This is a genomic window from Candidatus Methylomirabilota bacterium (assembly GCA_035315345.1).
Taxonomy (GTDB): domain Bacteria; phylum Methylomirabilota; class Methylomirabilia; order Rokubacteriales; family CSP1-6; genus CAMLFJ01.
The window spans coordinates 60002-84663 of sequence record DATFYA010000215.1; the positions used below are offsets into that span (position 1 = coordinate 60002).

Below are 24662 nucleotides of genomic sequence, written 5' to 3' on the forward strand. Positions count from 1 at the left end.
TCACGCCTCCGGAGAGCGAGTGGGGGAACGCACGGTGGCCGGATGATAGCACGCGGCGCTACGCGCGCCGGCCGACCGCGAGGCCCGCGTCCTCGGCCAGCTTGCCCAGCACCGTCTCGGCCTTGAACCAGCGCTCCGCGATCTCGCGCGCCGCGCGCGCGTGCCGCGCAGAGTCGGCGTCGATCGCCTCCAGCGCGGCCACGACGTCGTCGATGCCCGCGAACGCGAACAGGCCCTCGCCGGTGGGCACGAACTTGCCGAAGGCGGTGTCCTGGGTCACCACCGGCCGGCCGGCCGCGAGGTAGCACGCGCTCCGGTCGCTGAACCAGCCGCTGCGCAGCCGCACGTTCTGGTCCTTGGCCACCGTGAACTCGCCGCGCGAGCCGGTGATGTAGGCGCGATACGCCTCGAGGTCGTGGGAGAGCGGCAGCGCGTTGACGACGCGCCAGCCGTGTCTCCGCAGCAGATCCACCGCGTCCGCGTCCTCCTGATCGCGCGGGATCCACCCGCGCACGTCGTCACCGGCGCGGCCCCGGATCGCCAGGGCCAGCTCGAGCGGCTGCCGCGTCCGGCGCGGCAGGTCGATGACCTTGAGGAACTCGTGGTGCTTGCTCCACGTGTAGGTCTGGCCTTGCCACTGCACGTCCTTGCCCGCCTGCCGCCAGCTCGCCACCGTGGTGAAGCAGGGGCCGGGCGCCCCGGGCGCGGGCTGCCACCAGTCGAGCACGATGGGCGGCCGGGTCGGCCGGTAGGTGACGCGCGAGACCGGGACGCCGCAGTCCGGCTGCCCGATGTTCTCGCCGTACGTGAAGTGGTGGGTGTGGGCGCTCAGCATGTCCACGTGGAAGGCGTTGCCCATCGCCACCTCGATCTGGGGCAGCACCGGATCGGTCTCGAGGTAGATGCGCACCGGCACGCGGCGATGCTCGTCGCGCAGGACGGTGGCCCCGGTGAGGTTCACCAGCGCGTCGGCCCGCCCGAGCAGCCGCTCGAGGCCGGCGGCGGAGCGGCCGAAGACGCGCCCGTCCGCGGCGCGGTAGGCCCAGCGGTCGGCGAGGCCGTGGCGCGCCATCACCGCGCCGATCGAGCCGACCGCGTAGGAGGGATCGTCGCTGATCGTGTTCCGGTCGGGGTCGTAGGACCACTCGCCGGTATCTTCCACGTAGTGGACGTCGAAGCCGAGCCGGCGGAAGCCCTCGAGGTACTGCAGCGCCTGCCACGTCACCCCCGCCACCGGCATGCGGCCCATCATGCCGAGGACGACCAGCGTCGGTTCCGCGCCCATGGCCCTAGGGCAGGCGCGCTTCGTACGCTCGCAGCACCTGCTCCTTGTCGAGGGAGGGGCCCGCGTCCGGGATCTTCCGCGCGAGCGCGCGGACGTTGCCGGTCCGGCTGGCGCTGTGGGGGCGATTCCGATCGCTGAGCCGCACGACCTCGAAGCGCTCGCGGACGAGCGCGGCGAGGCTCTCCGCCGAGAAGACGGTCGGCTCGTCGGGGGTCGGATCGCCGCCGGTGTCCACGCTGACGAAGAGCGCGCCGTCGTCGGCGAGGATGCGGCACATCTCGGCGAGGCCCACGCGAGGATCCGGCATGTGATCCAGCGCGTTACGGCAGATCACGAGGTCGGCGAAGCGATCCAGCAGGGGGAGGCTCTCCGCGCCCTGGGACAGATAGACGGTGGGCGCGCCCACCTCGTCGGGCACCAGCATGCCGAGGTGCTGGTAGGCGTAGAGCAGCGGATCGATGGCCACCTTCACCCGGGCCGGGAACGCGCTGAGGTCGCCGGTGCAGCCGCAGCCGATGGTGACGACTGTCTTGTCCTCGAACCAGCCCGCGTGCTGCTCCAGGTAGGCCGCGACCTCGTCGCGCAGGAGCCGGGAATTCGCCACGCGCTCGGCGTCGTAGGAGCCGCCGAAGCGGTCCCGCCGATACTTCTCGTGGTACAGGAACCAGCCGATCTCGTCCAGATAGCGCGGGTCGGTCAGGTCGGGGACCTCGGGCATGGGCTCGCTCGCGCCGATCAGCGCCGCTGCTCGCGGGCCCGCTCGGCGGCATCGCGCTCGCGCTGCTCGCGCTCCCGCTCCCGGGCGGCCCGCTCCCGCTCCCAGCGCGCGCTCAGACGCTCGCCCGCTTCCTTGGCCGCGGTCTCGATCCGGGCCACCTTGTCGAGCAGCTGCGCCTGGGGGAGCCGCGCGGTCATGGTCTCTGCGGTCTCGGTGGTCACGATCATGGTCGCCCGGCTGACCTCCATGTTCTTCTGGAGCTGCGCGCCCGCCTCCTGCAGCTTCTTGCGCTCCGGCCCGTCCACCCAGTCGGCGGTGGCGTCGTCGACGTACTCGGTCTGGGCCCGGTACAGCGTCTGCAGCGTGCCGGTGTCGCGGGCGGCGACGTCGGCCATCCGGGCCAGGGTCTGCCCCCACGTCTCTCCCTTCGAGGGCACGCCCGCCGGCGCGCCGGCCCCGCTCAGCGCGGCGGAGGCGGCCAGGGCGCGATCCGCGGTGATCTTCTCCGCGCGCCTCCCCTCGTCGATGCCGACCTCGCGGGCCTCGATCTCCGCGACGCGCTTCTCGTTGTCCCGGAGCGCGCGCTCCTGGCTGGCCGCGAGCTTCTGCGACTCGGTCCGGACCCAGGCGTCCTCCCCGTCCGCGCCGGGCGACTCGGCCGCCGCGGACGCCGGCGCCAGGAGCAGGAGGAGCGCGAGCACGCCGGGCCGCCGCGTCCCCGCTCGACCACGATGCACCGCGCGGGTCATTTCACGTTGCTCACGCGATTCTGCAGCGCGTCGAGGCGGGCGGCCAGCTCCTTGAGCTGACGGCTGAGGGTGTCGGACAGGTGCTGGATCGTCTCGGTGAGCTTCGTCGACGTCGCGGTCAGCTCCTGGCTGGTGGCGGTCAGCTTGCGCAGGGTGCTCGCGTTCTCGTTGGTCAGCTCGTGATCCAGCCAGCCGAGCTGCGCGGTCTGGAGCATGAACTTCCGCGCCGCCGCGAGGTCCTCGGTGAGAGCGTCGAGGGACTTCTTCACGTCCTCGCGCGACGCCGCGATCGAGGCCTGCGTCTCCTGGCGCACGGTGGCGATCGAATCGGAGAGCCGGCGCAGCTCGGCGTCGGTGGCGGCGAGCGTGTCGCGCAGGCGCTGCTGCTCCTCCAGGAGCTTGACCGTCACCGTGTCGGGGGCCTTGGCGATGTCCGGCCGGTACACGAAGTCGACCACCGGCGGCACCGACGGCGGGGTGTCGGGCGGCGCCGCGCGATGGCGCGCCCACGCGTCGCCCGGCGTGTCGCCGGGGAGCACGACCAGGCGGCCGTTGGCATTGTCGATGAAGGCGAGCGCGCCCAGGGTGTTCGACTGCCGGATGGCGTCCTGGATCGCCGAGGAATGGGACGCCAGGGCCCGTTCGCGGATCTCGATCGCGTCCGCCTGCTTCTGCGGCACGAGCGAGGGCTGGCCCGCGCAGCCCACCGCCAGCAGCGCGAGGCCCACGAGCGACGTGCCCGGGCGTAGCGACGGCCGGGTCGGAAGCAGTAGGCGCATACGTGCCCGTCACTCTACCACTTCGTAGTGCGGTGGTCCCGGTTGGGAAACAGTTGTAGCATCCGAGCATATGTCCGCAGTTCTCCCCGGTGGACCCACCGATCCGGCCGTCGGTCGTCTCCGCCGAACCCTTCCCGACGCGTGGCGGATGATCCGCCCGTACTGGCTCTCGGACGATCGCTGGCACGGGCTGGGACTGCTCGTGGTCGTGGTGACGCTGACCCTGGGGATGGTCTACCTCAGCGTGCTGCTGAACCGCTGGAACAACGATTTCTTCAGCGCGCTGCAGGACAAGAACGCGGCCGCCTTTCGCCGCCAGCTGCTGCAGGTCACGTGGCTGGTGGGTGCGTTCATCCTGCTCGCGGTCTACCAGCTCTATCTGAGCCAGATGCTCGAGATCCGCTGGCGGCGCTGGCTCACCGAGCGCTACCTCCTCGCCTGGCTCGCGGACCGCGCCTACTACCGCATGCAGCTGATCGCCCGCGAGACCGACAACCCCGACCAGCGCATCGCCGAGGACATCCAGCTGCTGGTCTCGCACACCCTCGCGCTCTTCATCGGCGGGCTGCGCGCCTTCGTGACCCTGACCACCTTCGTGGCCATCCTCTGGAGCCTCTCCGGCCAGCTCACGGTGCCGATCGGCGACCACACCCTGGTCCTGCCCGGCTACATGGTGTGGGTGTCGATCCTCTACGCGCTCGGCGGCACCTGGCTGACCGACTGGATCGGCCGCCCCCTCGTGCGGCTGAACTTCGACAAGCAGCGCTACGAGGCCGACTTCCGGTTCAGCCTGGTGCGCTTCCGCGAGAACAGCGAGGGCGTCGCGCTCTACCGCGGCGAGCCCGACGAGTTCCGCGGCTTCCGCGCGCTGTTCGAGTCGGTGGTGCAGAACTGGTGGGGCATCATGCGGCGGCAGAAGCGGCTGACCTCGTTCACCTCCGGATACTCGCAGGGCGCGTGGATCGTGCCGTCGATCGTGGCCGCCCCGCGATACTTCCGCGGCGAGCTGGGCCTGGGCGGGCTCATGCAGACGGTCGGCGCCTTCAACCAGGTCCAGGACGCGCTGAGCTTCTTCGTGGTCTCGTACAAGGAGATCGCGGCCTGGTGCGCGGTGGTCGAGCGGCTCGCCGGCTTCGAGCGCACGCTCGCGCGCGTGCGCCGGGACACCGCGCGCGGCGGCGGGGTGCAGCACGCCGACGGCGACGAGCAGGAGCTGCGCGTGGAGAACGTGGATCTGCACCTGCCCGACGGCCGGCCCCTCATCGCCCACGTCAACCTCTCGCTGCAGCGGGGGGAGAGCGTGCTGCTCGGCGGCGCCTCCGGCTCGGGGAAGAGCACGCTCTTCCGGGCCATCGCGGGCATCTGGCCGTTCGGACGCGGCGAGATCCGCACCTCGAGCAAGGCCCGCGTGCTCTTCCTCCCGCAGCGGCCGTACCTGCCCATCGGCACCCTGCGCAGCGTGGTGAGCTACCCGATGCCCGCGGACGGGGTGTCCGACGCGGCGCTGCGCGACGCCCTCGAGGCGGTGGGACTGCCGGAGCTGGCCCGGCGGCTGGACGAGTCCGGCCACTGGGCGCTGCAGCTGTCGCCGGGCGAGCAGCAGCGCATCGCCTTCGCCCGCGCGCTGCTCCAGAAGCCGGACTGGCTCTTCCTCGACGAGGCGACCTCCGCGGTGGACGAGCCCACCGAGGAGCGCCTGTACCGGCTGCTGCACGAGCGGCTGCCCGGGACCACGCTGTTCAGCGTGGGCCACCGGGCGACGCTGCGGTCGTTCCACTCCCGGCAGCTCACGGTGAAGCGCACCGGATCGGGACCGGCCACGGTGGTCGAGGAGACTCCCGCGCCGCGGCCCCGAACCGGCTGACGCGACACATTGCGAGCCTCCCCGGCTCGCGTGTACTCTGCACCTCGTGTGGAATTCCATTCGCCAGGCGCTGACGCTCGGGCCACGCTTCCGGAGCCACGCTCGGAAGCCCGGGCTCGAGGTCTACTTCGACCCGACGTCGACCTACGAGCGGCGTGACGTCGCCGACACCGGCGATCGGCCCGGATACTTCTGCCACGTCATGGTCCGCAACGACGGGCCCGTCGCGGCGCGCAACTGTCGCGGGCGGCTGCTCGAGATCCAGGTGCGGGGCGCCGACGGCCGGACGTCGCCCGCGCCGGGCTTCTTCGCGCCGGTGTTCCTGAAGTGGGCGCGCGAGCCCGACTTCGACGCGCGCGAGGTGGAGGGCAATCAGGTGCGGCGGCTCGACCTCTGCTTCGCCCTGGCGTCGGCGCCCGACCAGCTGCGGTTCTTCGCGCCCCCCAGCCCGTCCGGCGTGATGATCTTTCCGCCCGGCGTCTACACCCTGAACGTGCAGGTGACCGCGGACGACGTGAAGCCGGCCAACGCGATGTTCCAGGTCGACTTCACCAGCGGCTGGGACCGGATCGTGGTCTCGGAAGAGGCGCGCCCCGTCTAGCCGCCGGCGAATTTCGCCGGCTTCTTCATCAGCCGGCGAGCCAGCGGGTTTCCCCGCTGCGGACGAAGTGCAGCCCGGCGCGCACCGGACGGCCGGTCCGCTCGCTCCAGTGGTCGGCGTAGGCGCGGATCTGCGGCGCGTAGCGGGCCACGAGAACCTCGACGCCCGCGCCCAGCTGATCGGTCTTGTAGTCGATCACCGTCCAGCCCTCCGCGGTCGCGAATGCCAGGTCGATCACCCCGTGGAGCAGCCGCGGCGCCGCGTCCCCGTCGTCCACGCGAACCGCGAACGGCACCTCCACCGCGTGCTCGGCGGCCGCGGTCGCCTCGCGCCAGAAGTCCGCGCTCATCACGCGCTCCACCGTGTCCAGCGCCTCCGGGATCACGCGGCGCAGGTCCGGCGTGTCGAAGGCGAACCAGTTGGCGAGGCGCTCCAGATGCGCGCGGTCGCGATGGGGGCCGCGCATGGCGTGCTCCAGCAGGAAGTGGATGAGGCTGCCCCAGGCCATGCCGGTGTCGGGCTCGCGGGTGCGACCTTCCTGGAGGGGATGGCCGTAGGGGCCGGCCCGATGCGCGGTGCCGGTCACCGACTCCACCTGCCACGACGGTGCGTGGAGCGCTCGCGCCCGCGCCTCGCGCGCGGCGGCGCCGGCGGCGCGGGCGCGGGTGCTCAGGTCGGGGACCACGGGCAGCGGCAGCTGCGAGATCGGCGGAGTCGGCAGCGGTGGCACCTTGATCAGATAGGGCGCCAGCTGCTGCCAGGGCCCGCCGGCGGTCGGCCTCGCGGGCCGGCTGACCACCAGGAGATCCTTCGCCCGCGTCGCCGCCACGTAGACGAGCCGGATCCGCTCGGCGTCCAGATAGGCGCGCTCCTTCTCCTGATGCAGCGCCCACTCGGCCGGTCGGCCGAGCACGGTGTGGCCGTAGGTGCCCTCGTTCTTCCGGCGGAGCTCGAGGTAACCGGTGGCCTGGATCCCTTCGCGGACGATCCGTACCTCGACGTCGTCCGGGCCGCTGCGCAGCGGGTCCGCCAGGAAGACCACCGGCGCCTCGAGGCCCTTGGCCTTGTGGAGATTCATGAGGCGCACCACGTCGCTCCGGCCGGGCTCGAGCGGCACCGATTCGACCTCGGTCGACTCCAGATCGTCGGTCAGCGCGGCGGCCGCGTCGGCCAGGGTGCCGCCCTCCTCGGTGACCTGCCGGACGCGGTCGACCGCGTGCAGCAGGTCGCCGGCCTCGGCGCCGCCCGGAGTTGCCGCCGCGGTCAGCGCGAGCAGGCCGGTGGCCTCCAGGATGCGCTCGACCGCCGCGGGGGCGGGCAGCCGGCGAGTCCACGCGTACATGCTGCGCAGGACGCGCAGCGCCTCGCCCACGGGCCCCGCCGCCTCGGTCAGATCGGGCGCGGTGATCAGGAAGCCACCCCCGGCCTGCCGATGGCGGAACAGGTCCCGGTCGCCGATCCCGAACAGGGGCCCGCGCAGGATGCCGACGACCGCGGGCCCGTCGTCCGGATCGGTGAGCGCCCGCAGCAGGTCGGACAGCGCGGTGACCGCGGCCGATGTGGCGAAGGCCGCGCCGCCGCTGACCTCGACGGGCAGGCGCAGGGCTTCGAGCGCCCGCGTGTAGACGGGCAGGGTCTTGCGGAACCGGGTGAGGATCAAGAAATCACCCGGCTTGCGCCGGCGCGCGTCGACCTCGGACCGGATGAAGCGGGCGATCGCGTCGGCCTCGAAGTCGTTCACCGCCCCGCCCTTGAGGCCCTCCGGGATCTTGATCACCCGCACGCCGTGTCCCGGATGCTTGTCCGAGCGTGCCGCCATCAGCCGAGCGAATCCCGGCTGGTGCTGGGTGGCGGCAGCGGGGAACAGCCGGCCGAACGCGGCGTTCGCCCACTCGCAGAGCGCGGGGACGGAGCGGAAGCACGCGGTCAGCGTCACCACCCGGCCGCCGCCGGCCTCGATGCGCTCGCGCACGCGCTGGTAGATGTCGATGTCGGCCCGGCGGAAGCGATAGATGGACTGCTTCGGATCGCCGACGACGAACAGCGCGCCGGGCCGGAGCGGCACTTGCGTCCAGTCTCGATCCGGGCCCGCGGCGGCGGCCAGCAGCAGGAGTACCTCGGCCTGGATCGGGTCCGTGTCCTGGAACTCGTCCACGAAGAGCCAGCGGTACTTGCGCTGCAGCGCCTCGCGCACCGCGAGGTTGTCCCGCAGCAGCGCGGCCGCGTACTGGAGCAGATCGCCGTAGTTGAGCGTCACCGCGCGGCGCCGCGCCTCGGCCGCGTGCTCGCGGCCCCCCGTCAGCAGGGTCATCGCGAGCCGGTAGACGTGCTGGTGCCAGGCGTCGAGGAACGGCAGCGTGACCTGCTGCAGCTCGGCGAAGAGCGCCTCGATCCGCGCCTTCGCCGCCTGGCCCTCGCGGCCGCCGGGGGCCCACCGGTTCTGCGTGATCTTCGGAGTGCCCTTCCACTCCGCGGCCAGCTCGGCGACCACCCGCGGCTCCTCGAGCGCGGCCACCCGGAATCGGCGCTGGAACTTTCGCATCGACCGCTGCACGGGGCAGGAGGTGTCGGGGGCGATCGGGCCCGGCAGAAGCGCCCCGAGTTGCGTCCAGAACTGCTCCAGAGCGGCGCGCGCCTCGGTCGCGTCCGGCCGCGCCGCGTCCCCGGCCGGGAAGACGACGTCGGCGTGCGTGCACACGACCTCGAACGCGTGGTCGAGGTCGCCGGGCTTCACGCCGGCCTCGACCAGCTCGCGCAAGACCGGTGAGCCTAGGGCCCGCTGGCGGTCGAGGTAGTCCCGCCAGGCGCGGCGCTGCTGGTCCAGCTGGGCGATCTCGTCCAGCTCGGTGAAGCCCGGCGCCACCCCGGCCTCGACGGGCCGCTCGCGGAGCAGGTGGGCGCAGAACGCGTGGATGGTGCCCGCGAAGAGGCGCTCCAGATGCCGCAGCGCCTGCTGCGCGCGCGCCTTCCGCGCGGGATCCCGCTCCGCGGCCGCGGCCTTCTCGAGCGTGAGCTGGAAGCGCCCGCGCAGCTCGGCCGCCGCCTTGCGCGTGAAGGTGACCGCCGCGATCTGCTCGACCTGGTAGGCGCCGTCGAGCACGCCGGCGGCCATCCGCTGGGCCAGGCACTCGGTCTTGCCCGAGCCCGCGCCCGCCTCGACGAGCAGGTTGATGTCCAGGCGCTGGCGGATGAGATCCCGCGCGGCCTGGTCGGGCACGGGACGCGGCTCAGGCATGGCCGCCGAGCCGCCGGTAGGCGTCCAGCGCGGGGTTCTCGGACCGCGCGAGCTTCCGCTCCGCCCGCTCGGCCGCCTGCGGGCCGCACGCGCGCCCGAATTCGCAGAAGCGGCAATCCTCGTCGCCGTCGGGCGTGTGCACGAAGGCCCCGGCCGCCAGCAGATCGAACAGATCGCGCAGCACTGCCGCGACCTGTTCCCGGCTGGACGCCGGGCGCACCTGCCGCTCCTGGCCGCCCCGTCCGGTGGGGAAGTAGTAGGAGCCGACCGCGCGCGCCGTCGGCTCCGTCTCGCGGAGCAGCTCGACCGCGGCCAGCGCGTAGAGGGCATGCTGGAGCTGACGGCCGCCCGCGAAGGTGGCCTCGAGGCCGCCGGGGAGGAACGCGCTCCCCGTCTTGTAGTCGACGATCTCGTAGCTGCCGTCGGCGAGGCGGTCGATGCGGTCGATCCGACCCCGGAGGCGAAAGCGGAGCCCGTTGCCGAGGTCGATGGTCACCGGGTCGCGTCGCCCCAGCGGCTCGCCCTCCGGGTCACCGCCGAAGGCGACCTCGAATCCGAGCGCCCGCCGCTGCGCGCCCCGGGCCTCGAACGCGAGGAACAGGGCGAGATCGGCCTGCAGCTCGCGGGCCTCGCGCTCGTAGACGCCTTCGGACGGTGGCGGCACCAGCGCGCGGTGCGTGGCCAGCGCTTGCTCGCCGAGGTCGCGGAGCCGGTCGCCGTGGAGCGCCGGGCTCGGCGCCTCCTTCCGATCGCGGATCTCGCGCATGATCGTGGCGAAGAGGTCGTGCAGGATCGACCCTCGCGTCATGGGGTCGAGCCACACGTCGGGATCCGGCTCGGCGTCGTCGATGGGATCGAGGCCCAGGCCGCGCTGCAGGAAGTAGCGGAACGGGCACTTGGCCAGCTCCTCGAGGCTCGTGGGCGACACCACCGCGCCGGGCCGGCGCGGGTCCAGGAGGGGGCCCGCCTCGGGCACGAAGCCGTCGTATTCGGTGAAGGCGTCGGACTCGCGCGCGGCCTCGGCCACCGCGCCCTGGCCCAGGGCGGGGAAGCCCTGGCGCACCGCCGGCACCGCCGAGGCATCCGCCTCACGCAGGCTCGCGAGCCACCAGCCCGCGTCGCTCAGCGCCGCCGCCGGCTCCGCGGGCACCGCCGAGACCGGCTCGCCCAGTGCGGCCACGAGCTTGTCGTACGTCCAGGTCTCGTGGGGCTGGAGCACGCGGACGGCCTGCAGCAGCACCCACGAGGGGAACGTGGCGCGCGCCTCGCGCAGGTCGCGGCGCGAGTAGCTCAGGCAGACGCGTCCGCCCAGGCTGCCGAGCCGCGAGACGATGCGATAGAGCGCCTCGCCGACGCGATCGGCCGACGTGCGCAGGGCCGGGTCGATTCCGGCGCGCTCGGTGTCGAGCAGCACCGGATCCTCCACCAGCGTCGGGAAGACGCCGCCTTCCTCCAGCCCCAGCACGAAGGTGTGCGCCCGCCCGGCGTGGCCGGCGTCGGCCAGGGTGGTGACGTGCAGGTGACCGGGGCGCGCGCGGTCGCCACCCACCGACAGGCCGTCGAGCCGGCCGCGGATCAGGGCCAGCGCGTCGGATGCCGGCCGCGCCAGGTCGGCGAGGGCGCGCAGGTCGGCCAGCGCCTCGGTGAGCGCCACCGTCGCCTCCCCGTCCAGCTCGCTGCTCTTGCGCGCGAACGCCTTCACGAAGGTCACCGCCGCCTCGAGCCACCGGCCGAGCGGCGCGCTGGGTGCCTCGGGCACCAGCGCCAGCAGCGCCGCCGTCCACGCCTGCAGGCGCCGGGCCTGGTCCAGGCGCTCGGCGTGGCGCGCCCGCGCGTCCTCGGACAGCTCGGGATCGGCGGCGCGCCCGCGGTGATGCTCGGCCAGCCGGCCCAGCGCCGCCGCGTAGGTCTGCCGTCCCCACGTGGCCTGGGCCCGCGCGAGCAAGCGCGCCGCCTGGCCCGCGCTGAGCCCTTCGCCGCTTTCACTCACCCGCACGTCGCCGGACTGCAGCATGCGGCGCAGCCGGCTGGCGGGCAGGCCTCCCTCGACCCACTCGCAGAAGGCGAGCAGGGCGCGCGCGGGTCGGGTGAGCGCGATCGGGATGCCGGGCCCGATGGTGATCGGCCACTCGTGGCGCTGCGCCTTCTCCCAGACCAGCGCGGCCTGCTCCGTCCGGGGGCACGCGATCTCCACCTGATCGAGGGCGAGCCCGGCCCGGCCGATGCGCCGGAAGATCTCCTCCACCTCGGCCTCGCGGCCGCCGGCGCAGAACATGGTGAGCGTGTCGTCGCCGGCGGGCGCGGCCGCCGCGGGGTCCATCAGCAGGGCCAGCCGCTCCGCGTTCGACCTCGGCGCGGGCGTCACCGCGTCGGCCGGGGCCGCGAGGCTGATCATTCGCCTCGGCACGTCGAGACCGGGCAGGTCCAGCGCGCGAGGCGTCACGCGGCGGCCCGGGAGCGAATCGAGGAGCCGCCGCTCCAGCGGGGCCCAGATGGTGGCGGGCAGCTCGATCGAGAGGTCGGCGGGCTGGATCGGGCAGACGTCCAGGTGAGCCAGCGCCTCGTGGAAGACCACGGCGCGGTCGGCGAGCCGGCGCGCGACCAGGTGCTCCTCGTAGGCCGCGAGCAGGGCGCGCAGCTCCGCGTGCTTGCGCTCGTCGGTGAACGCGGCGTGCGGCAGGGCCGCCGCAGTGCCGCCGGCCATGCGCAGCTCGGCGATGGCGACCCAGAGGGCCTCGGCCATCTGCGGCTGCTCGGCCAGGCCGCGGAAATACGGGGGTACCGACGCGGGCAGCTCGAGCAGCAGGCGCATGATCAGCGCCGGCCCGATGCCGTCGGGGGCCGGGTCCACGCCACGCTCGACCAGGAAGGGCGCGGCCATCGGCAGGGCCAGGTCCAGCGGCGTGGCGAAGCGCACGTTGGTCCAGCCGGCGCCGTAGAGCGCCAGCCGCTCGCCGAGCGTGTGCCCGAGCGAGTGGGAGGGCACGATCACCCACTTGGCGCGGGTGCGGTCCGCGCGCTGCAGCTCGGCCAGCTGGCTGAGGAAGGGACTGCTCATGCGCCGATGGTCTCCCCCGACCGTGACAGCCGGGGTCACAGCGATTCCGGCGTCTCGGCGGCCTCCATCATGCACCCGCTGCGGGGAGGATGTCCCGGAAGAACGGGGTCAGGAACCGGTTTTCGGGATCCGCCGTCCGGCGCGCGTTCGCGAGCGCGTGCCAGGCCGGCGTCCACAGCTGCCGGGCCACCGCGGGCAGGAGGCCCTTCGTCTGATTGAGCAGCGGGCGGGCGCCGTGTCGCGCCGCGAACTCGTTGAACGCGCGGTTCATCGCCATCCAGGCCGCGGGCTCCTCGTGGGACCAGTTCACCATGTCCAGCGTGAAGATGTCCTCCTCGGGGCTGAAGGACAGCAGCGCGGAGTCGTCCCGGCGGATGAAGTACACCTCGGTGGGCAGCGCGGGCCTGAACCCGTGCTCGCGCCGGAAGCGCTCGCAGAAGCGCAGGTACGCGGGCACGATCTCGGCCCAGCCGCTGACCGGGAACGCCCAGAACGTGAAGTCGAAGTAGCTCGAGGCGGGCCGCTTGAAGTCGATCATGGCGTCGGCCCGGTAGCTGGCGAACCGGCTGATGACGCGCAGGAAGAAGATCTTGAGGAAGCCGTGATCGAGCGCCCACACCCAGGCCGCGATGACGAGGCGACGGAGGGGCCGGGGCAGGAGCCGGAGCGGGGCGTTGAACGGGCGCGCCCCCGACATCCAGGCGAACGTGCGCAGCCAGAGCCTGACCGCGTCCAGGACCATGACGGGACGGTGGCCGACGGCCACCCGTCGGCGCTCGACGATCAGCTGTCGCCGGTACGGGAGCAGGAATGCGAGAAAGCCGTCGGCGCCGCCGAGGATCTCGGCGCCGTCGGGCGGTGGCAGGGGCCGGCCGGTCTCGAGCCACCGGTCGAGCGTGATCCGCTCGTAGGAGTACCAGACCCGCCGGCGCTCCTCGACCTCGAACGTGACCTCGTACACGATGCCGAGCAGCCCGTAGCTCGAGCGGATCAGGCGCAGGGCGTCGCGGTCGGTCACGTGCACGGTCCGCCCGTCGGCTCGCACCAGGCGGACCGCGACCACCGTCGAGCTGATCTGGCCGCGGCCGGTCGGGCCGAGCGAGGAATCCTTGGTGCCGCAGCAGGCGACCGAGCCCGCGGTGGCATTGCCGATCTCCGGCACCACCGGCAGCTGCAGCCCGTGCGGGCGGAGCGCGTTCTTCAGGTCGATCATCCGGACGCCGGCGCCCACCGTGACCCGGCGCTGGGCGCGATCGGGCGCGTCGATCGTCGAGAAGCGGGTCATGAACACCGCGGTGCCCGCGGTCTCGATGGACTCGTTCAGCGAGTGCAGCTCGCCCAGGGCCCGCACCGGCGAGGGGAAGGCCGGGTCGCGCACGATGGCGATCAGCTCGTCCAGATCGCGGGGTGTGACCGTCGCGGCCGGCGCGCAGCGATTCGAGCCGTTCCAGTTCGAGACGCTCATCCCCGGTCTTCCAGACGGCGGAGGGCGGCGGCCGCGTCGCGGGCGAAGAGGGTGGCGCCCTGGCCGGTCGCGACCTCCACCGCCTCGCGGAGCGCGTCGAGCGCGGCCGCGGCCTCGCCGCGGCGGACGAGCGCCTCGGCGCGGAGGGTCAGCAGCGGGGCCACGAAGGCGTGCTCCGCGGTCTGCCGCCGCTGCTCGAGGGCGTCGGCGATCACGTTCAGCGCGGCCTCCACCGCGCCGGTGGCCAGCAGCCCCTCGGCCAGGCGCGCGCGATGGGCGAGCCCGACGCGCTGGCCGGCCCGGCGGAAGAGATCGGCGCCCTCCTGCATCATGGCGGCGCCCGCGTCGGCCTCGCCGCCGGCGCTCCGGCCCCAGCCGGCGTGCGAGAGCCCGATCGCCAGGAAGAACGCGAAGCCGCAGTCGCGGGAAAGGGCCACCAGCTCGTCGCCGAGCCGCCGGACCACGGCGGGCTCGCGCCGCAGCTCGTGGACCTCGCAGGCCAGGAACAGGGCGAGCGCCACGTTGAACGGATGCCCGCCCTCGCGGGCCATCCGCACCGCCAGCTCGGCGCGCCGCGCGCCGCCGTCGAGATCGCCGATCACCGCGTCCGCCCAGCCGAGGAATCCGGCGGCCGCCACGCCCATGTCCTGGCCGTAGCGAAGCATCTGCTCGGGGGCACGGCCGCGGTCGTCCAGCGCGGCCGCCTGGCTCAGGTGCTCCCGCGCGCGGGCGAACTCGCCGCGGTAGAAGGTGTCCACCCCGGCCGCGACGTGGCCGCCCACCCGCACGAGGGTGTCGCCGTGGCCGTGCGCGACGGCGAGCAGCCGGCCTACCAGGTGCTCGGCGGCCCGGAAGTCGGCGCGCGAGAGCTGAAAGCGCCAGAGCGTCCACTGCACGAAGAATTTCTGGTCGACGTCGGTGAGGCGGTCGGCCATGACCCGCACGCGGTCCAGCGTCTGCTCGACCTCCGGCGCGCCGTACCCGCGCGTGGCGGTGAGCGACGTCGCCATCGCGAGCTGGATGTCGATCTCCTGCGCCTCCCGCGCCGGGTCCTCGGGCTGGCCGGCCAGCAGCGCCAGCGCATGGCCCAGGTGCACGATGGCGTCGCCGTGCGCGGAGCGCTGGATCGCGAGCTGTCCGGCGCGAGTCCAGTGCCCGATGGCGTCGGCGTGCCGCCCGGCCTCCGTGCAGTGGCGCGCCAGCGTCTCCGGCCGCCGCTCGCGGGTCTCCGGGGCCAGCTTGCCGATCGCGCTCACCACGCGCGCGTGCAGCAGCGCGCGGGCGCTTCGGACCACGCCGTCGTAGGCCACCTCGTGGGTCAGCGCGTGCTTGAACGCGTAGCCGGCCTCGGCGCCCGACCGGATGGCGTGGAGGAACTCGCCGCCCTGCAGGCGGGCCAGGCTGGCCTGGATGTCGGCGGCGGACAGCTCGGAGGCCTCCCGCAGCAGGGCCACCGGGATCTCGCGGCCGATGACCGCGGCCACCTCGAGCACGTGCCGGTCGGCGGCGGGGAGGCTGTCCACGCGGCTGGCCACCACGTCGTGCACCGTCCCGGGCACCGCGAGCGCGTCGCTCTCGTCGGCGTGCTCGCGAACCGCCTGCGCCAGCTCCTCGAGGAAGAACGGGTTGCCCTCCGCCCGGCTCAGGACGCGCCCGACCACCGCCTCCGCGGCCGGCCGGGCGGCCAGCACGGATTCCACGATCCGGCGGCTGTCCCCGGCGGAGAGCGGGCCGAGCGTGAGCTGCGTCGCGTTGGGCCGCGTCTGCCACGCGGCCCGGAAGCCCGGGCGGGCCGTCGTCACCAGCAGGATCCGCGAGGCGGCAGTCAGCTCGGCCAGCGTCGCCAGCAGCTCGGCCGAGGTCTGGTCGATCCAGTGCAGATCCTCGATGACGAGCAGCAGGGCGCGGCGCTCCTGCTGGGCGAGCACGACGCGCCGGACCGCGTCGAAGGTTCCCGACTTGACCGCGTCGGGAGACCGCCCGGTCAGCTCGCCGCCCGTGCGCGGGAAGAGCAGGTTCTGCAGATAGGGCGCCGACGCCGCCGCGGCGGCACCCAGCGGCTCGAGCGCGGCCAGCACCGCGGCGTCCACCGTCTCCATCGCGTCGGTGTCCTCGACGTCGCAGAAGGCTTGCAAGATCTCGATCGCCGGGAAGTAGGGGACGTGCGTGCCGTAGGGCGCGCATCGGCCCTCGCGCATGACGACGCGCTCCGTGCGGACGGACTGCTGGAATTCCTGCAGCAGGCGCGACTTGCCGATGCCCGGCTCGCCCACGAGGGTGACGATCTGGCCGTGGCCCAGCATCGCCTGGTCGAGCAGGCGGCGCAGCGTGTCCATCTCGGCGCGCCGGCCGACGAAGGCGACCGGCTGCGATCCCCCCGGGGTGGTCGAGCGGCCGACGAGGCGTCGCCCCGCGGCGGGCCCAGGACCGGCCGCGATCTCGAAGTGGCGGGTGAGGTAGCCGGCGGCGGCGTCGGTCACCCCGATCTCCCCGCGGCCGATCGGCTCCAGCGCATCCAGCGCGGCCAGCGCGCGGCGGGAGGCGTCCTGCTCGACGACGGGGCGGCCGTCGATGTGCGCCAGCGCGACGCGGTCGACGTGGATGGCCAGGGCGACCGCGACGTCGTCCGGTCCCTCGGCGCGCCGGTCCTCGCGCGCGATGAGCTTCGTCACCGACAGTGCGGCGGTCGCGGCGCGCCGGGGCGCGTCCTCCGCCGGCACGTGGCCGAAGATCGCCACGACACTCTGCTGGCCGATCTCGGTCACGTGACCGCCGAACGTCTGCGCCTTGTCGACCAGCCAGCCGAAGACGCGGCTCGTCACCGACGCCGCCCCCTCGGGCCCGGGCACGATGCGCGCCCGCAGGAACGTGACCCGGCGCCGGTCCCAGCGGACTCCGACGCCCGCAGGCGCCGGCGCGCGCTCGGCCGCCGCGATCGGCGCCGGCGGGACGTCGGGCACGAGCGGCACGGCCACCGGGACCGCCGGCTCGACCGCGCCGGGGGGCCGCAGCCCGTGGAGACGGATCCGCGCGCGCACCGTGTTGCGGGTGATGCCGAGCCGCGCCGCGGTCCGCGTGATGTTCCAGCCGGTCTGGGCCAGCGCGTCCGCCAGATGCGCGCGCGCCGAGTCCGCCCGCGACATCGGCGGCGGCACGACGCGCGGGGCGGGCGGCGCGGCCGGTCGCGGAAGGTCGAGCCCGTCTGGGCCGATCGTCTCGAGATCGGAGAGGAGCACGGCGCGCTCGATGACATTGCCGAGCTCCCGCACGTTGCCCGGCCAGGCGTACGTGCGCAGCGCCCTCCGGGCGTCCTCGCCCAGCGCTTTCATCGGCAGCCCGTACTCGGTGCACGCGCGCGCCAGCAGCTGCTCGGCCAGCAGGTCGATGTCCGCGTTCCGCTCCCGCAGCGGCGGCAGCTCCAGGGTCAGCACCGCGAGGCGATGGTAGAGATCGGCGCGGAAGCGCCCCTCGGCGACCGCGGATCGGAGCGAGGCATTGGTGGCGGCCACGATGGAGACGTCGGCCGGCTCGCTCCGGGTCGCGCCCAGCCGGCGTACGCTGCCCTGCTCGAGCACGGTGAGCAGCTTGGGCTGCAGCCCGCGCGGCAGCAGCGCGACCTCGTCGAGGAAGAGGGTGCCGCCGTGGGCGACGTGGAAGAGCCCCGGCTTGGCGTGGCGGGCGTCCGTGAAGGCGCCCCGCTCGTAGCCGAACAGCTCGGCCTCGAGCAGGCTCTCCGGGATGGCGGCGCAGTTCAGCTCGACGAACGGGCTCTCGGCGCGCGGCCCCGCGCGGTGCATGAGGCGCGCGAGCAGGCCCTTGCCGGTGCCGGTCTCGCCCAGGATCAAGATCGGCGGCAGGCGGCGGGCGCCCTGATGGCGGGGCAGGAGGGCACGCGCCTTCTGGCGGAGGGCGACGATCGTCGGATGCTCCCCGATCAGGTCGGCGAGTGGATCCATGGAGCGGGCGACGGCGACCTCCCGGTCGGAATCTAGAGGCGGCGCATCCGGGTGTCAAGCCCGTCCCGATGCCGCTTGACCTCGGAGTGGGCCGCCGATAGTATCGGGGCGGTAGAGACACGCGGGCCCGATCATTCAGCGCCCGACCATTCGGTGCCCGATCATTCAGTGCCCGATCGTTCGGTGCTCGATCGTTCGGTGCTCGATCGTTCAGTAGAGGTGAGCGCCATGAGCTGGGAAGCGCCGGACTTCAGCGAAGTGAGGATGGACGCCGAGATCAACTCGTATCAGGACGATTTCGACCGGGAGCCGGACGACCGCTTCTAGAGCGGCCCAGCCGTTCGGTCGTATCGACAGCCCCCCGCTCGGCCATCTGCCGCCGGGGGGTTGTGGTGTTTCTGGGGGCCAATCGTGCGCATCCGGGTGCTGGGCTCAGCGGCGGGCGGCGGCTTTCCCCAGTGGAACTGCGGCTGCTCCAACTGCCGCGGCGTCCGCGAGGGAACGGGCCGATCGGCGGCGCGTACCCAGGAGTCGGTGGCGGTCAGCGCCGACGGCGAGCGCTGGTTCCTGCTGAACTGCTCCCCGGAGATCCGGTCCCAGATCGAGAGCTTCGTCGGCCTGCATCCGAAGGCGCCGCGTCACTCCCCGGTCGACGCGATCGTCGTCACCAACGGCGACCTGGATCACACGCTGGGCCTGCTGTCCCTTCGCGAGTCCCACCCGCTGGTGATCTACGCCACCGAGCGCGTGCGGACCGGCTTCACCGAGGGCAACGTGCTGTACCGGACGCTCGAGCGGTTCCCCGGTCAGGTGACGTGGCGCGTGCTCGAGCCGGGTCGCGAAGCTCCGCTCGCCGGGGCCGACGGCCGGCCCAGCGGGCTCCTCATCGAGGCCGTCGCCGTGCCGGGCAAGCAGCCGATCCATCTCGAGCACCGCGGCTCGGGTGATCCGCGCGACAACGTCGGGCTCACGATCCGTGAGGCGGCCACCGGCCAGCGGCTCGCGTACTTTCCCGCGGCGGGTGCCCTGACCGCGGACGTCCGGCGGGCGCTCGGCGAGGCGGACTGCGTGTTCTTCGACGGCACGTTCTGGTCGAGCGACGAATTGCCGGCGCGCGGCCTCGGGACCAAGCGCGCCGAGGACATGGCCCACCTGCCGGTGGGCGGCGCACGCGGCAGCCTGACCGCGCTCCAGGGCCTCGCGGCCGGGCGGCGGATCTACATCCACATCAACAACACGAACCCGCTGCTGTGCGACGACTCCACCGAGCGCAAGGAAGCGGAAGCGGCCGGCTGGGAGATCGCGTTCGATGGGATGGAGGTGACGCTGTGACCACCGAGCCGGTCCGGCCGCCGCTGACGCGGGACGAGCTGATCGCCTGGGTCCGCCGCGAGGGCGAGCAGCGGTATCACGATCATCACCGCTATCACCGGATGATGCACGAGGGCAGTCTCAGCCGCGTGCAGCTGCAGCAGTGGGTGCTGAACCGCTACTACTACCAGACGCGCATCCCGATCAAGGACGCCATCATCCTCTCGAAGTCGGAGGACCCCGCGTTCCGCCGCATGTGGATCCGCCGCATCCGCGACCACGACGGCGACGAGGGCGGCGAGGCCGGGCTCGAGCTGTGGCTGCGACTGGCCGACGGGGTGGGCCTCGACCGGGCCGAGGTCGCGAGCTGTCGCTCGGTCCTGCCCGGCGTGCGCTTCGCCTGCGACGCCTACGTGGAGCTGGTGCGGCAGCGCACCCTGGTCGAGGCGGTGGCCTCGTCGCTCACCGAGTTCTTCGCGCCGGACCTCATGTCCAAGCGCGTGCTGGCCTGGGAGAAGCACTACCCGTGGGTGAGCCCGGAGATGCTCGCGTACTTCCGCTCGCGCGTGCCGCGGGCGCGGCGCGATTCCGAGGAGGCCATCGACTTCGTGGTGCGCCACGCCGATACCTACGCGATGCAGGAGCGCTGCGTGGCCGCGCTCATCCGCAAGACCGAGATCCTCTGGCACCTGCTCGACTGCACCTTCGCGGCCTACGTCGAGCCGGCCTGGGGCCCCGGGGGAGCGCGGGCCACGTGATGGATGCGACGAGCCGGCCGCGGCTGGCCAGCAAGGCGCGGCTGCGCTACGACCGCAAGTCGTCGCGCTACATGCTGCTGTATCCGGAGCGCGGCCTGGTGCTGAATGAGACCGCGGCGGACGTGCTCCAGCGGTGCGACGGCGAGCGCACGGTGGGCTCGATCGTGGAGGAGCTGGCGCAGAAGTACGGGCACGAGCCGCCGGCGGTGGAGCGCGAGGTCATGACCTTTCTCGAGACGATGGCCGATCGCGGCCTGGTACAGTCGGCGACATGAGCGCGGCCTCATGAGCGAGACGTACCGCCCGTACACGCTGGTGGCCGAGCTGACCTACAAGTGTCCGCTGCGCTGCGTGTACTGCTCGAACCCCCTCGACTACGGCCGGCACGACCGCGAGCTCGACACCGAGACGTGGCGGCGCGTCTTCCGGGAAGCCGAGGACCTGGGGGTGGTCCAGCTCAACCTGACCGGCGGCGAGCCGCTGGTGCGCGACGACCTCGAGGCCCTGATCGCGGAGGCGCGGCGGCTCGATCTCTACACGAATCTGATCACGAGCGGGATCCCGCTGCGCCGCGAGCGGCTCGCCCGCTTCCGCGAGCTGGGTCTCGACAACGTGCAGCTCTCCGTCCAGGACACCACGGCGGCGCCGTCGGACCGGATCGCGGGTCTGCGCTCCTACGACCGGAAGATCGAGATCGCGGGCTGGGTGAAGGAGCTGGGCTTTCCGCTGACGCTCAACACGGTGCTGCACCGCGAGAACCTGGATCGCGTGGAGGAGGTCATCGCCCTGGCCGAGCGGCTTCAGGCCGACCGGCTGGAGCTGGCCAACGCGCAGTACGTGGGCTGGGCGCTGACCAACCGCACCGCGCTGCTGCCCACGCGCGAGCAGCTCGAGCGCGCGCGGGTCGTCGCCGGCCGGGCGCGGGAGCGGCTGCGCGGGCGCATGGAGGTGCTGTTCGTCACGCCCGACTACTACGCGGAGCTCCCCAAGGCCTGCATGGACGGCTGGGGGCGCCGGTTCCTCCTGATCTCGCCCGACGGGCTGGTGCTGCCCTGTCATGCGGCCCACACGCTGCCCGGCATCGAGTTCGACTCGGTCACCGAGCGGCCGCTGTCGGACATCTGGCGCGACTCGCCCGGCTTCGCCGCCTTTCGCGGCGAGGAGTGGATGCCCGAGCCGTGCCGCAGCTGCGACCGGCGCGCCGTCGATTTCGGCGGCTGCCGCTGCCAGGCCTACCAGCTCACCGGCAACGCGGCGGCCACCGACCCGGTATGCCGTCTCTCGCCCGACCACGGGCTGATCGAGGCGGCGCGGCAAGCCGCGGAGGACGGCCGGCCCGTTCCGCTGGTCTATCGGAGCTCGCGCACCCCGGTCTCGACACCCGGCACCCCGTGAAACGCCGCCGCATGGACGCGAGCCTGCTCATCCTGCTGGCGCTGACTGCGGTCGCGCTGGTGGTCGCGCTCGCGCGGGATCCGCAGCTGGTGGTGCGCGGCTTCCAGTCCACCGGGCGGCTGCTCTCCGGCGTGTGGATCGAGCTGGCCCTGGGCTTCGTGCTGGCCGGGCTGATCGACGTGCTGATCCCCGCGCCGGTGCTGTCGCGCTGGCTGGGGGGCGAGCGGCTGGGCCAGGGCATCCTCGTCGGCTGGGCCGCCGGGCTGGTGATGCCGGGCGGGCCGTACCTGGTGTTCCCCGTGGTCGCGAACCTGTTCCGGAGCGGCGCCGCGCCCGGTCCGCTGATCGCCCTGCTCACCGCCAAGACGCTGGTGAGCCCCATCCGGATGCTGACCTACGAGGCGCCGCTGCTCGGCTGGCCCATGACGCTGGCCCGGCTCATCCCCGGCGTGCTGCTGCCGCCGGTACTGGGCTGGGTCGGCCAGTGGCTCTACGCGCTCTTCGCCCGGCGCTGACCCGCGCTCACCCGGAGGAGACCCTCATGCTCTTCACGTGTCCAGCCAACGCGGCCCGGGGCGGGCGCACGCGCGTGAGCGCGGTCGGTCGGCGCCCCGTCTGCATCGACATCCACTGCCACGTGCACCACCCCGTCGCCGACGAGATGGTGCGGCACCTGCTCACACCCGATCGCGAGCCGTCGGCCCGGTTCTCGAACGAGCTGTCGCGGGCCACCAATCGCAAGCAGATGGAGAACGTGTGGACCTGTCTCACCTCCGTGGAGCAGCGCCTGCGCGACATGGACAAGATGGGCGTGAACATCCAGGCCATCTCGCCGTCGCCGTTCCACTTCATGTACTGGCTCGAGCCCGAGCTGGCCCGGACGGTGAGCCGGTCGGTGAACGAGCATCTGGCATCGATCGTGGCCGCGCATCCGGATCGCTTCGTCGCGCTCGCCCACGTGCCGCTGCAGGCGCCCGACGTGGCCGCTGACGAGCTGCGATACTGCGTGACGAAGCTCGGCTTCCGCGGCGCGGAGATCGGCACCAACGTGGTCGGCGCCGAGGTCTCGCGCGGCCGCGACCAGTTCTGGAAGACCGCGCAGGAGCTGGACGCCGTGCTGTTCATGCATCCCAACGGCTTCACGCAGGGCGATCGCCTCGCCGACCACTACTTCACCAACGTGATCGGCAACCCGCTCGACACCACGGTGGCGCTGGGCCATCTCGTCTTCGACGGCGTGCTGGAGCGCTTCCCGAAGCTCAAGCTGGTCGCCGCCCACGGAGGCGGCTATGTGGCGCACTACCCGGCCCGGATGGATCACGTGTGGGGCGCGCGGGCCGACGCGCGGACCGTGCTGAAGAACACGCCGCGCCGATCGCTGGCCCGGGTCTACTTCGACACGATCGTGTTCGACCGCGTCCAGCTCCAGCACCTGGTCAAGCTGTGGGGCGCCGACCACGTCCTGGCCGGCACCGACTATCCCTACGACATGGGCATGTACGACCCGCGCGGCTTCGTGGGGGGCGCGGGCTTTCTCACCGCGGCGGACCGCGCGAAGATCCTGGGCGGCAACGCGGCCCGGCTGCTCAAGATCGCGCTCCCGGCCGCCGCGAAAGCGAAGCGGGCGCGCCGCCGGCGATAGGAGTATCCTCCGGGCGTCCGAGCTGCGGTCCGATCGAGGGAGGGACCGATGGCGAGAGTGCTGGGCCTGGGTCACGTCGGCATCTACGTGCGCGATCTGGAGCGCATGGTCGCGTTCTACCGCGACGTCATGGGCATGCGCGTGACCAAGCAGAACTGGCGCGCCGGCGTGGTGTTCCTGAGCGCGGATCCCGAGTCGGTGGACCACGAGATCGCGCTCATGGGCGGCCGGCCCGATCCGGCGGACCCCCACCTGATCAACCAGATCTCGATGCGGGTCGGCAGCCTCGACGACCTGCGCGTCATGCGGAGGCGCCTGGTCGCCGAGGGCTACCGCATCGAGGGCGTCGTCAACCACGCCAGCGCGATCGGCTGCTACTTCTTCGATCCCGAGGGCAACCGCACCGAGGTGTTCTGGGTCACCGGCCGGCCGTGCTGGGTGCCGACCGCCACGCCCATCGACATCGACCGGCCGGACGAGGCCGTGCTCGCCGATGTGGACCGGGTGTGGCACGAGCTGCGCCACGTCCCGCTCGGAGGGCGGATGACCGAGGAGAGCGCGACCGTCGAGGTGACCCGCCGACCCTAGCTCACCCTGAACAGGAGGCGTCCATGTCGCTCCCACTGAGCCGCCGCTCCTTCCTGGCCGGCAGCACGATCGTCGCAGCCGCCGGGCTGCCCCGCCGCGCGCGCGCACAGAGCAAGCCGGTGCGCATCGGCCTCCTGACCGTGAAGACCGGCCCGCTCGCCGCGGGCGGCATCCAGATGGAGCAGGGCACCATGCGGTTCCTGAAGGACCGCAACAACACGATCGCGGGCCGCAAGGTGGAGCTGACCGTGGCCGACACCGGCGGCAACCCGGCGGGGGCCAAGACCAAGACCCAGGAGCTGATCGAGCGCGACCACGTCGACATGATCTTCGGCCCGCTCGCCGCGTTCGAGCTGCTCGCGATCAGCGAGTACGCCGCTGCCGCCAAGACGCCGATCCTGAGCCTCGCCGCCGCCGAGGATATGACCCAGCGCAAGCCCAACCCCTACTTCGTGCGCGCCTCGGCCACCGCCGCGCAGAGCATGCACCCGCTGGCCGACTACGCGGTCAAGGAGCTCCGGCTCAAGAGCGTGATCACGCTCTCGGAAGACTTCGCGTTCGGCCACGAGCAGATGGGAGGCTTCCAGCGCGTGTTCGAGGACGGCGGCGGACGCGTGGTGAAGAAGCTGTGGCCGCCGATCGTGACGCCCGACTACACGCCCTACCTCGCTCAGATCAGCGGGGTCGACGCGGTGGTGCACGGCTTCGCGGGGTCGAATCCCCTCAAGTTCATGAAGCAGTATCGCGACCAGGGGCTGAAGCTGCCGGTGCTGGGGGGCAGCACGGCGGCCGACGACGCGCTGCTCAAGAGCTTCGGCGACGAGGCGATCGGCATGGTCACGTGCTCGGCCTATACCGCCGACCTCGACACGCCGAGCAACAAGCGCCTGGTCGAGGGCATGGTGCACGACTACGGGAACATCCCCGGGATCTACGCGGCGGGCCTCTACATCAACGGCATGGTGGCGGAGGCGGCGCTGGAGAAGACCGGCGGCAACACCGACGACAAGGAGGCGCTGATCCGGGCGCTGCGCGCGGTCTCACTGACCGACAGCCCGCGCGGGCCCTTCAGCTTCGATCACCTCGGCAACGTGGTCGGCAGCTTCTACATCCGGCGATGCGAGCGCAAGGGCGGCAAGCTGGTCAACACCACCATCAAGACATATCCCAAGGTGAGCCAGTTCTGGACGTACGAGGAGAAGTGGTTCCTGGCCCAACCGGTGTACTCGCGCGATTACCCGCCGCTCAAGAGCTGACC

General features: G+C 72.8%; 19 protein-coding genes. 11 read left to right on the forward strand and 8 right to left on the reverse strand.

Going from position 1 to position 24662, the window contains the following annotated elements; all coding sequences use genetic code 11:
* Window positions 1–58: 58 nt before the first annotated feature.
* The 4 genes from VKN16_27985 to VKN16_28000 are packed head-to-tail and all read right to left on the reverse strand — an operon-like array spanning window position 59 to window position 3531.
* Complete coding sequence (locus VKN16_27985; protein ID HME98063.1) at window positions 59–1285, reverse strand: hypothetical protein; 1227 nt, start codon at window positions 1283–1285, stop codon at window positions 59–61.
* A gap of 4 nt (window positions 1286–1289) precedes the next feature.
* Window positions 1290–2003: a methyltransferase domain-containing protein gene (locus VKN16_27990; protein HME98064.1), complete on the reverse strand. Its 714-nt coding sequence runs from the start codon at window positions 2001–2003 to the stop codon at window positions 1290–1292.
* A gap of 17 nt (window positions 2004–2020) precedes the next feature.
* On the reverse strand, window positions 2021–2752 hold the full coding sequence (locus VKN16_27995; GenBank protein HME98065.1) for a hypothetical protein: 732 nt from the start codon (window positions 2750–2752) through the stop codon (window positions 2021–2023).
* Window positions 2749–3531, reverse strand: a complete 783-nt coding sequence (locus VKN16_28000) for a hypothetical protein (protein ID HME98066.1) — start codon at window positions 3529–3531, stop codon at window positions 2749–2751. The genes VKN16_27995 and VKN16_28000 overlap by 4 nt, the downstream gene beginning before the upstream one ends.
* A gap of 148 nt (window positions 3532–3679) precedes the next feature.
* Here VKN16_28000 and VKN16_28005 point away from each other — a divergent pair, with 148 nt between their 5' ends.
* Together VKN16_28005 and VKN16_28010 are read left to right on the forward strand one after the other, a co-directional pair.
* Window positions 3680–5395, forward strand: a complete 1716-nt coding sequence (locus tag VKN16_28005; protein ID HME98067.1) for an ABC transporter ATP-binding protein/permease — start codon at window positions 3680–3682, stop codon at window positions 5393–5395.
* A 46-nt stretch (window positions 5396–5441) separates the two neighbouring features.
* Window positions 5442–5996: a hypothetical protein gene (locus tag VKN16_28010; GenBank protein HME98068.1), complete on the forward strand. Its 555-nt coding sequence runs from the start codon at window positions 5442–5444 to the stop codon at window positions 5994–5996.
* Between the two features lie 28 nt (window positions 5997–6024).
* Here the strand turns inward: VKN16_28010 and VKN16_28015 are convergent, their stop codons facing one another.
* The 4 genes from VKN16_28015 to VKN16_28030 all read right to left on the reverse strand — a co-directional run bounded on the left by VKN16_28015 (window position 6025) and on the right by VKN16_28030 (window position 17710).
* The gene (locus VKN16_28015; protein HME98069.1) at window positions 6025–9231 is read right to left on the reverse strand and encodes a UvrD-helicase domain-containing protein; all 3207 of its coding nucleotides are present in this window, start codon (window positions 9229–9231) and stop codon (window positions 6025–6027) included.
* Entirely contained in the window at window positions 9224–12289 is a 3066-nt protein-coding gene (locus VKN16_28020) for a PD-(D/E)XK nuclease family protein (protein HME98070.1), read from the reverse strand. The genes VKN16_28015 and VKN16_28020 overlap by 8 nt, the downstream gene beginning before the upstream one ends.
* Before the next feature lie 67 nt (window positions 12290–12356).
* Entirely contained in the window at window positions 12357–13754 is a 1398-nt protein-coding gene (locus VKN16_28025; protein ID HME98071.1) for an FAD-binding protein, read from the reverse strand.
* Window positions 13751–17710: a sigma 54-interacting transcriptional regulator gene (locus VKN16_28030; GenBank protein HME98072.1), complete on the reverse strand. Its 3960-nt coding sequence runs from the start codon at window positions 17708–17710 to the stop codon at window positions 13751–13753. The genes VKN16_28025 and VKN16_28030 overlap by 4 nt, the downstream gene beginning before the upstream one ends.
* 183 nt (window positions 17711–17893) lie before the next feature.
* Here VKN16_28030 and pqqA point away from each other — a divergent pair, with 183 nt between their 5' ends.
* The 9 genes from pqqA (at window position 17894) to VKN16_28075 (ending at window position 24660) form a co-directional block, all read left to right on the forward strand.
* The gene (gene pqqA / locus VKN16_28035; protein HME98073.1) at window positions 17894–18037 is read left to right on the forward strand and encodes a pyrroloquinoline quinone precursor peptide PqqA; all 144 of its coding nucleotides are present in this window, start codon (window positions 17894–17896) and stop codon (window positions 18035–18037) included.
* 84 nt (window positions 18038–18121) lie between these two features.
* Complete coding sequence (gene pqqB, locus VKN16_28040; protein ID HME98074.1) at window positions 18122–19042, forward strand: pyrroloquinoline quinone biosynthesis protein PqqB; 921 nt, start codon at window positions 18122–18124, stop codon at window positions 19040–19042.
* Complete coding sequence (gene pqqC, locus VKN16_28045) at window positions 19039–19779, forward strand: pyrroloquinoline-quinone synthase PqqC (GenBank protein HME98075.1); 741 nt, start codon at window positions 19039–19041, stop codon at window positions 19777–19779. The genes pqqB and pqqC overlap by 4 nt, the downstream gene beginning before the upstream one ends.
* Window positions 19779–20054: a pyrroloquinoline quinone biosynthesis peptide chaperone PqqD gene (gene pqqD / locus VKN16_28050; GenBank protein HME98076.1), complete on the forward strand. Its 276-nt coding sequence runs from the start codon at window positions 19779–19781 to the stop codon at window positions 20052–20054. The genes pqqC and pqqD overlap by 1 nt, the downstream gene beginning before the upstream one ends.
* Before the next feature lie 10 nt (window positions 20055–20064).
* Window positions 20065–21174: a pyrroloquinoline quinone biosynthesis protein PqqE gene (pqqE, locus tag VKN16_28055; protein ID HME98077.1), complete on the forward strand. Its 1110-nt coding sequence runs from the start codon at window positions 20065–20067 to the stop codon at window positions 21172–21174.
* Complete coding sequence (locus tag VKN16_28060) at window positions 21171–21689, forward strand: permease (protein ID HME98078.1); 519 nt, start codon at window positions 21171–21173, stop codon at window positions 21687–21689. Before pqqE ends, VKN16_28060 begins: the two co-directional genes overlap by 4 nt.
* Before the next feature lie 26 nt (window positions 21690–21715).
* Window positions 21716–22816 carry an amidohydrolase family protein gene (locus VKN16_28065; GenBank protein HME98079.1) on the forward strand — a complete coding sequence of 367 codons (1101 nt, stop codon included), beginning with the start codon at window positions 21716–21718 and terminating at the stop codon, window positions 22814–22816.
* Between the two features lie 48 nt (window positions 22817–22864).
* Entirely contained in the window at window positions 22865–23404 is a 540-nt protein-coding gene (locus VKN16_28070; GenBank protein HME98080.1) for a VOC family protein, read from the forward strand.
* Between the two features lie 23 nt (window positions 23405–23427).
* On the forward strand, window positions 23428–24660 hold the full coding sequence (locus VKN16_28075; GenBank protein HME98081.1) for an ABC transporter substrate-binding protein: 1233 nt from the start codon (window positions 23428–23430) through the stop codon (window positions 24658–24660).
* The last annotated feature ends 2 nt before the right edge of the window (window positions 24661–24662 follow it).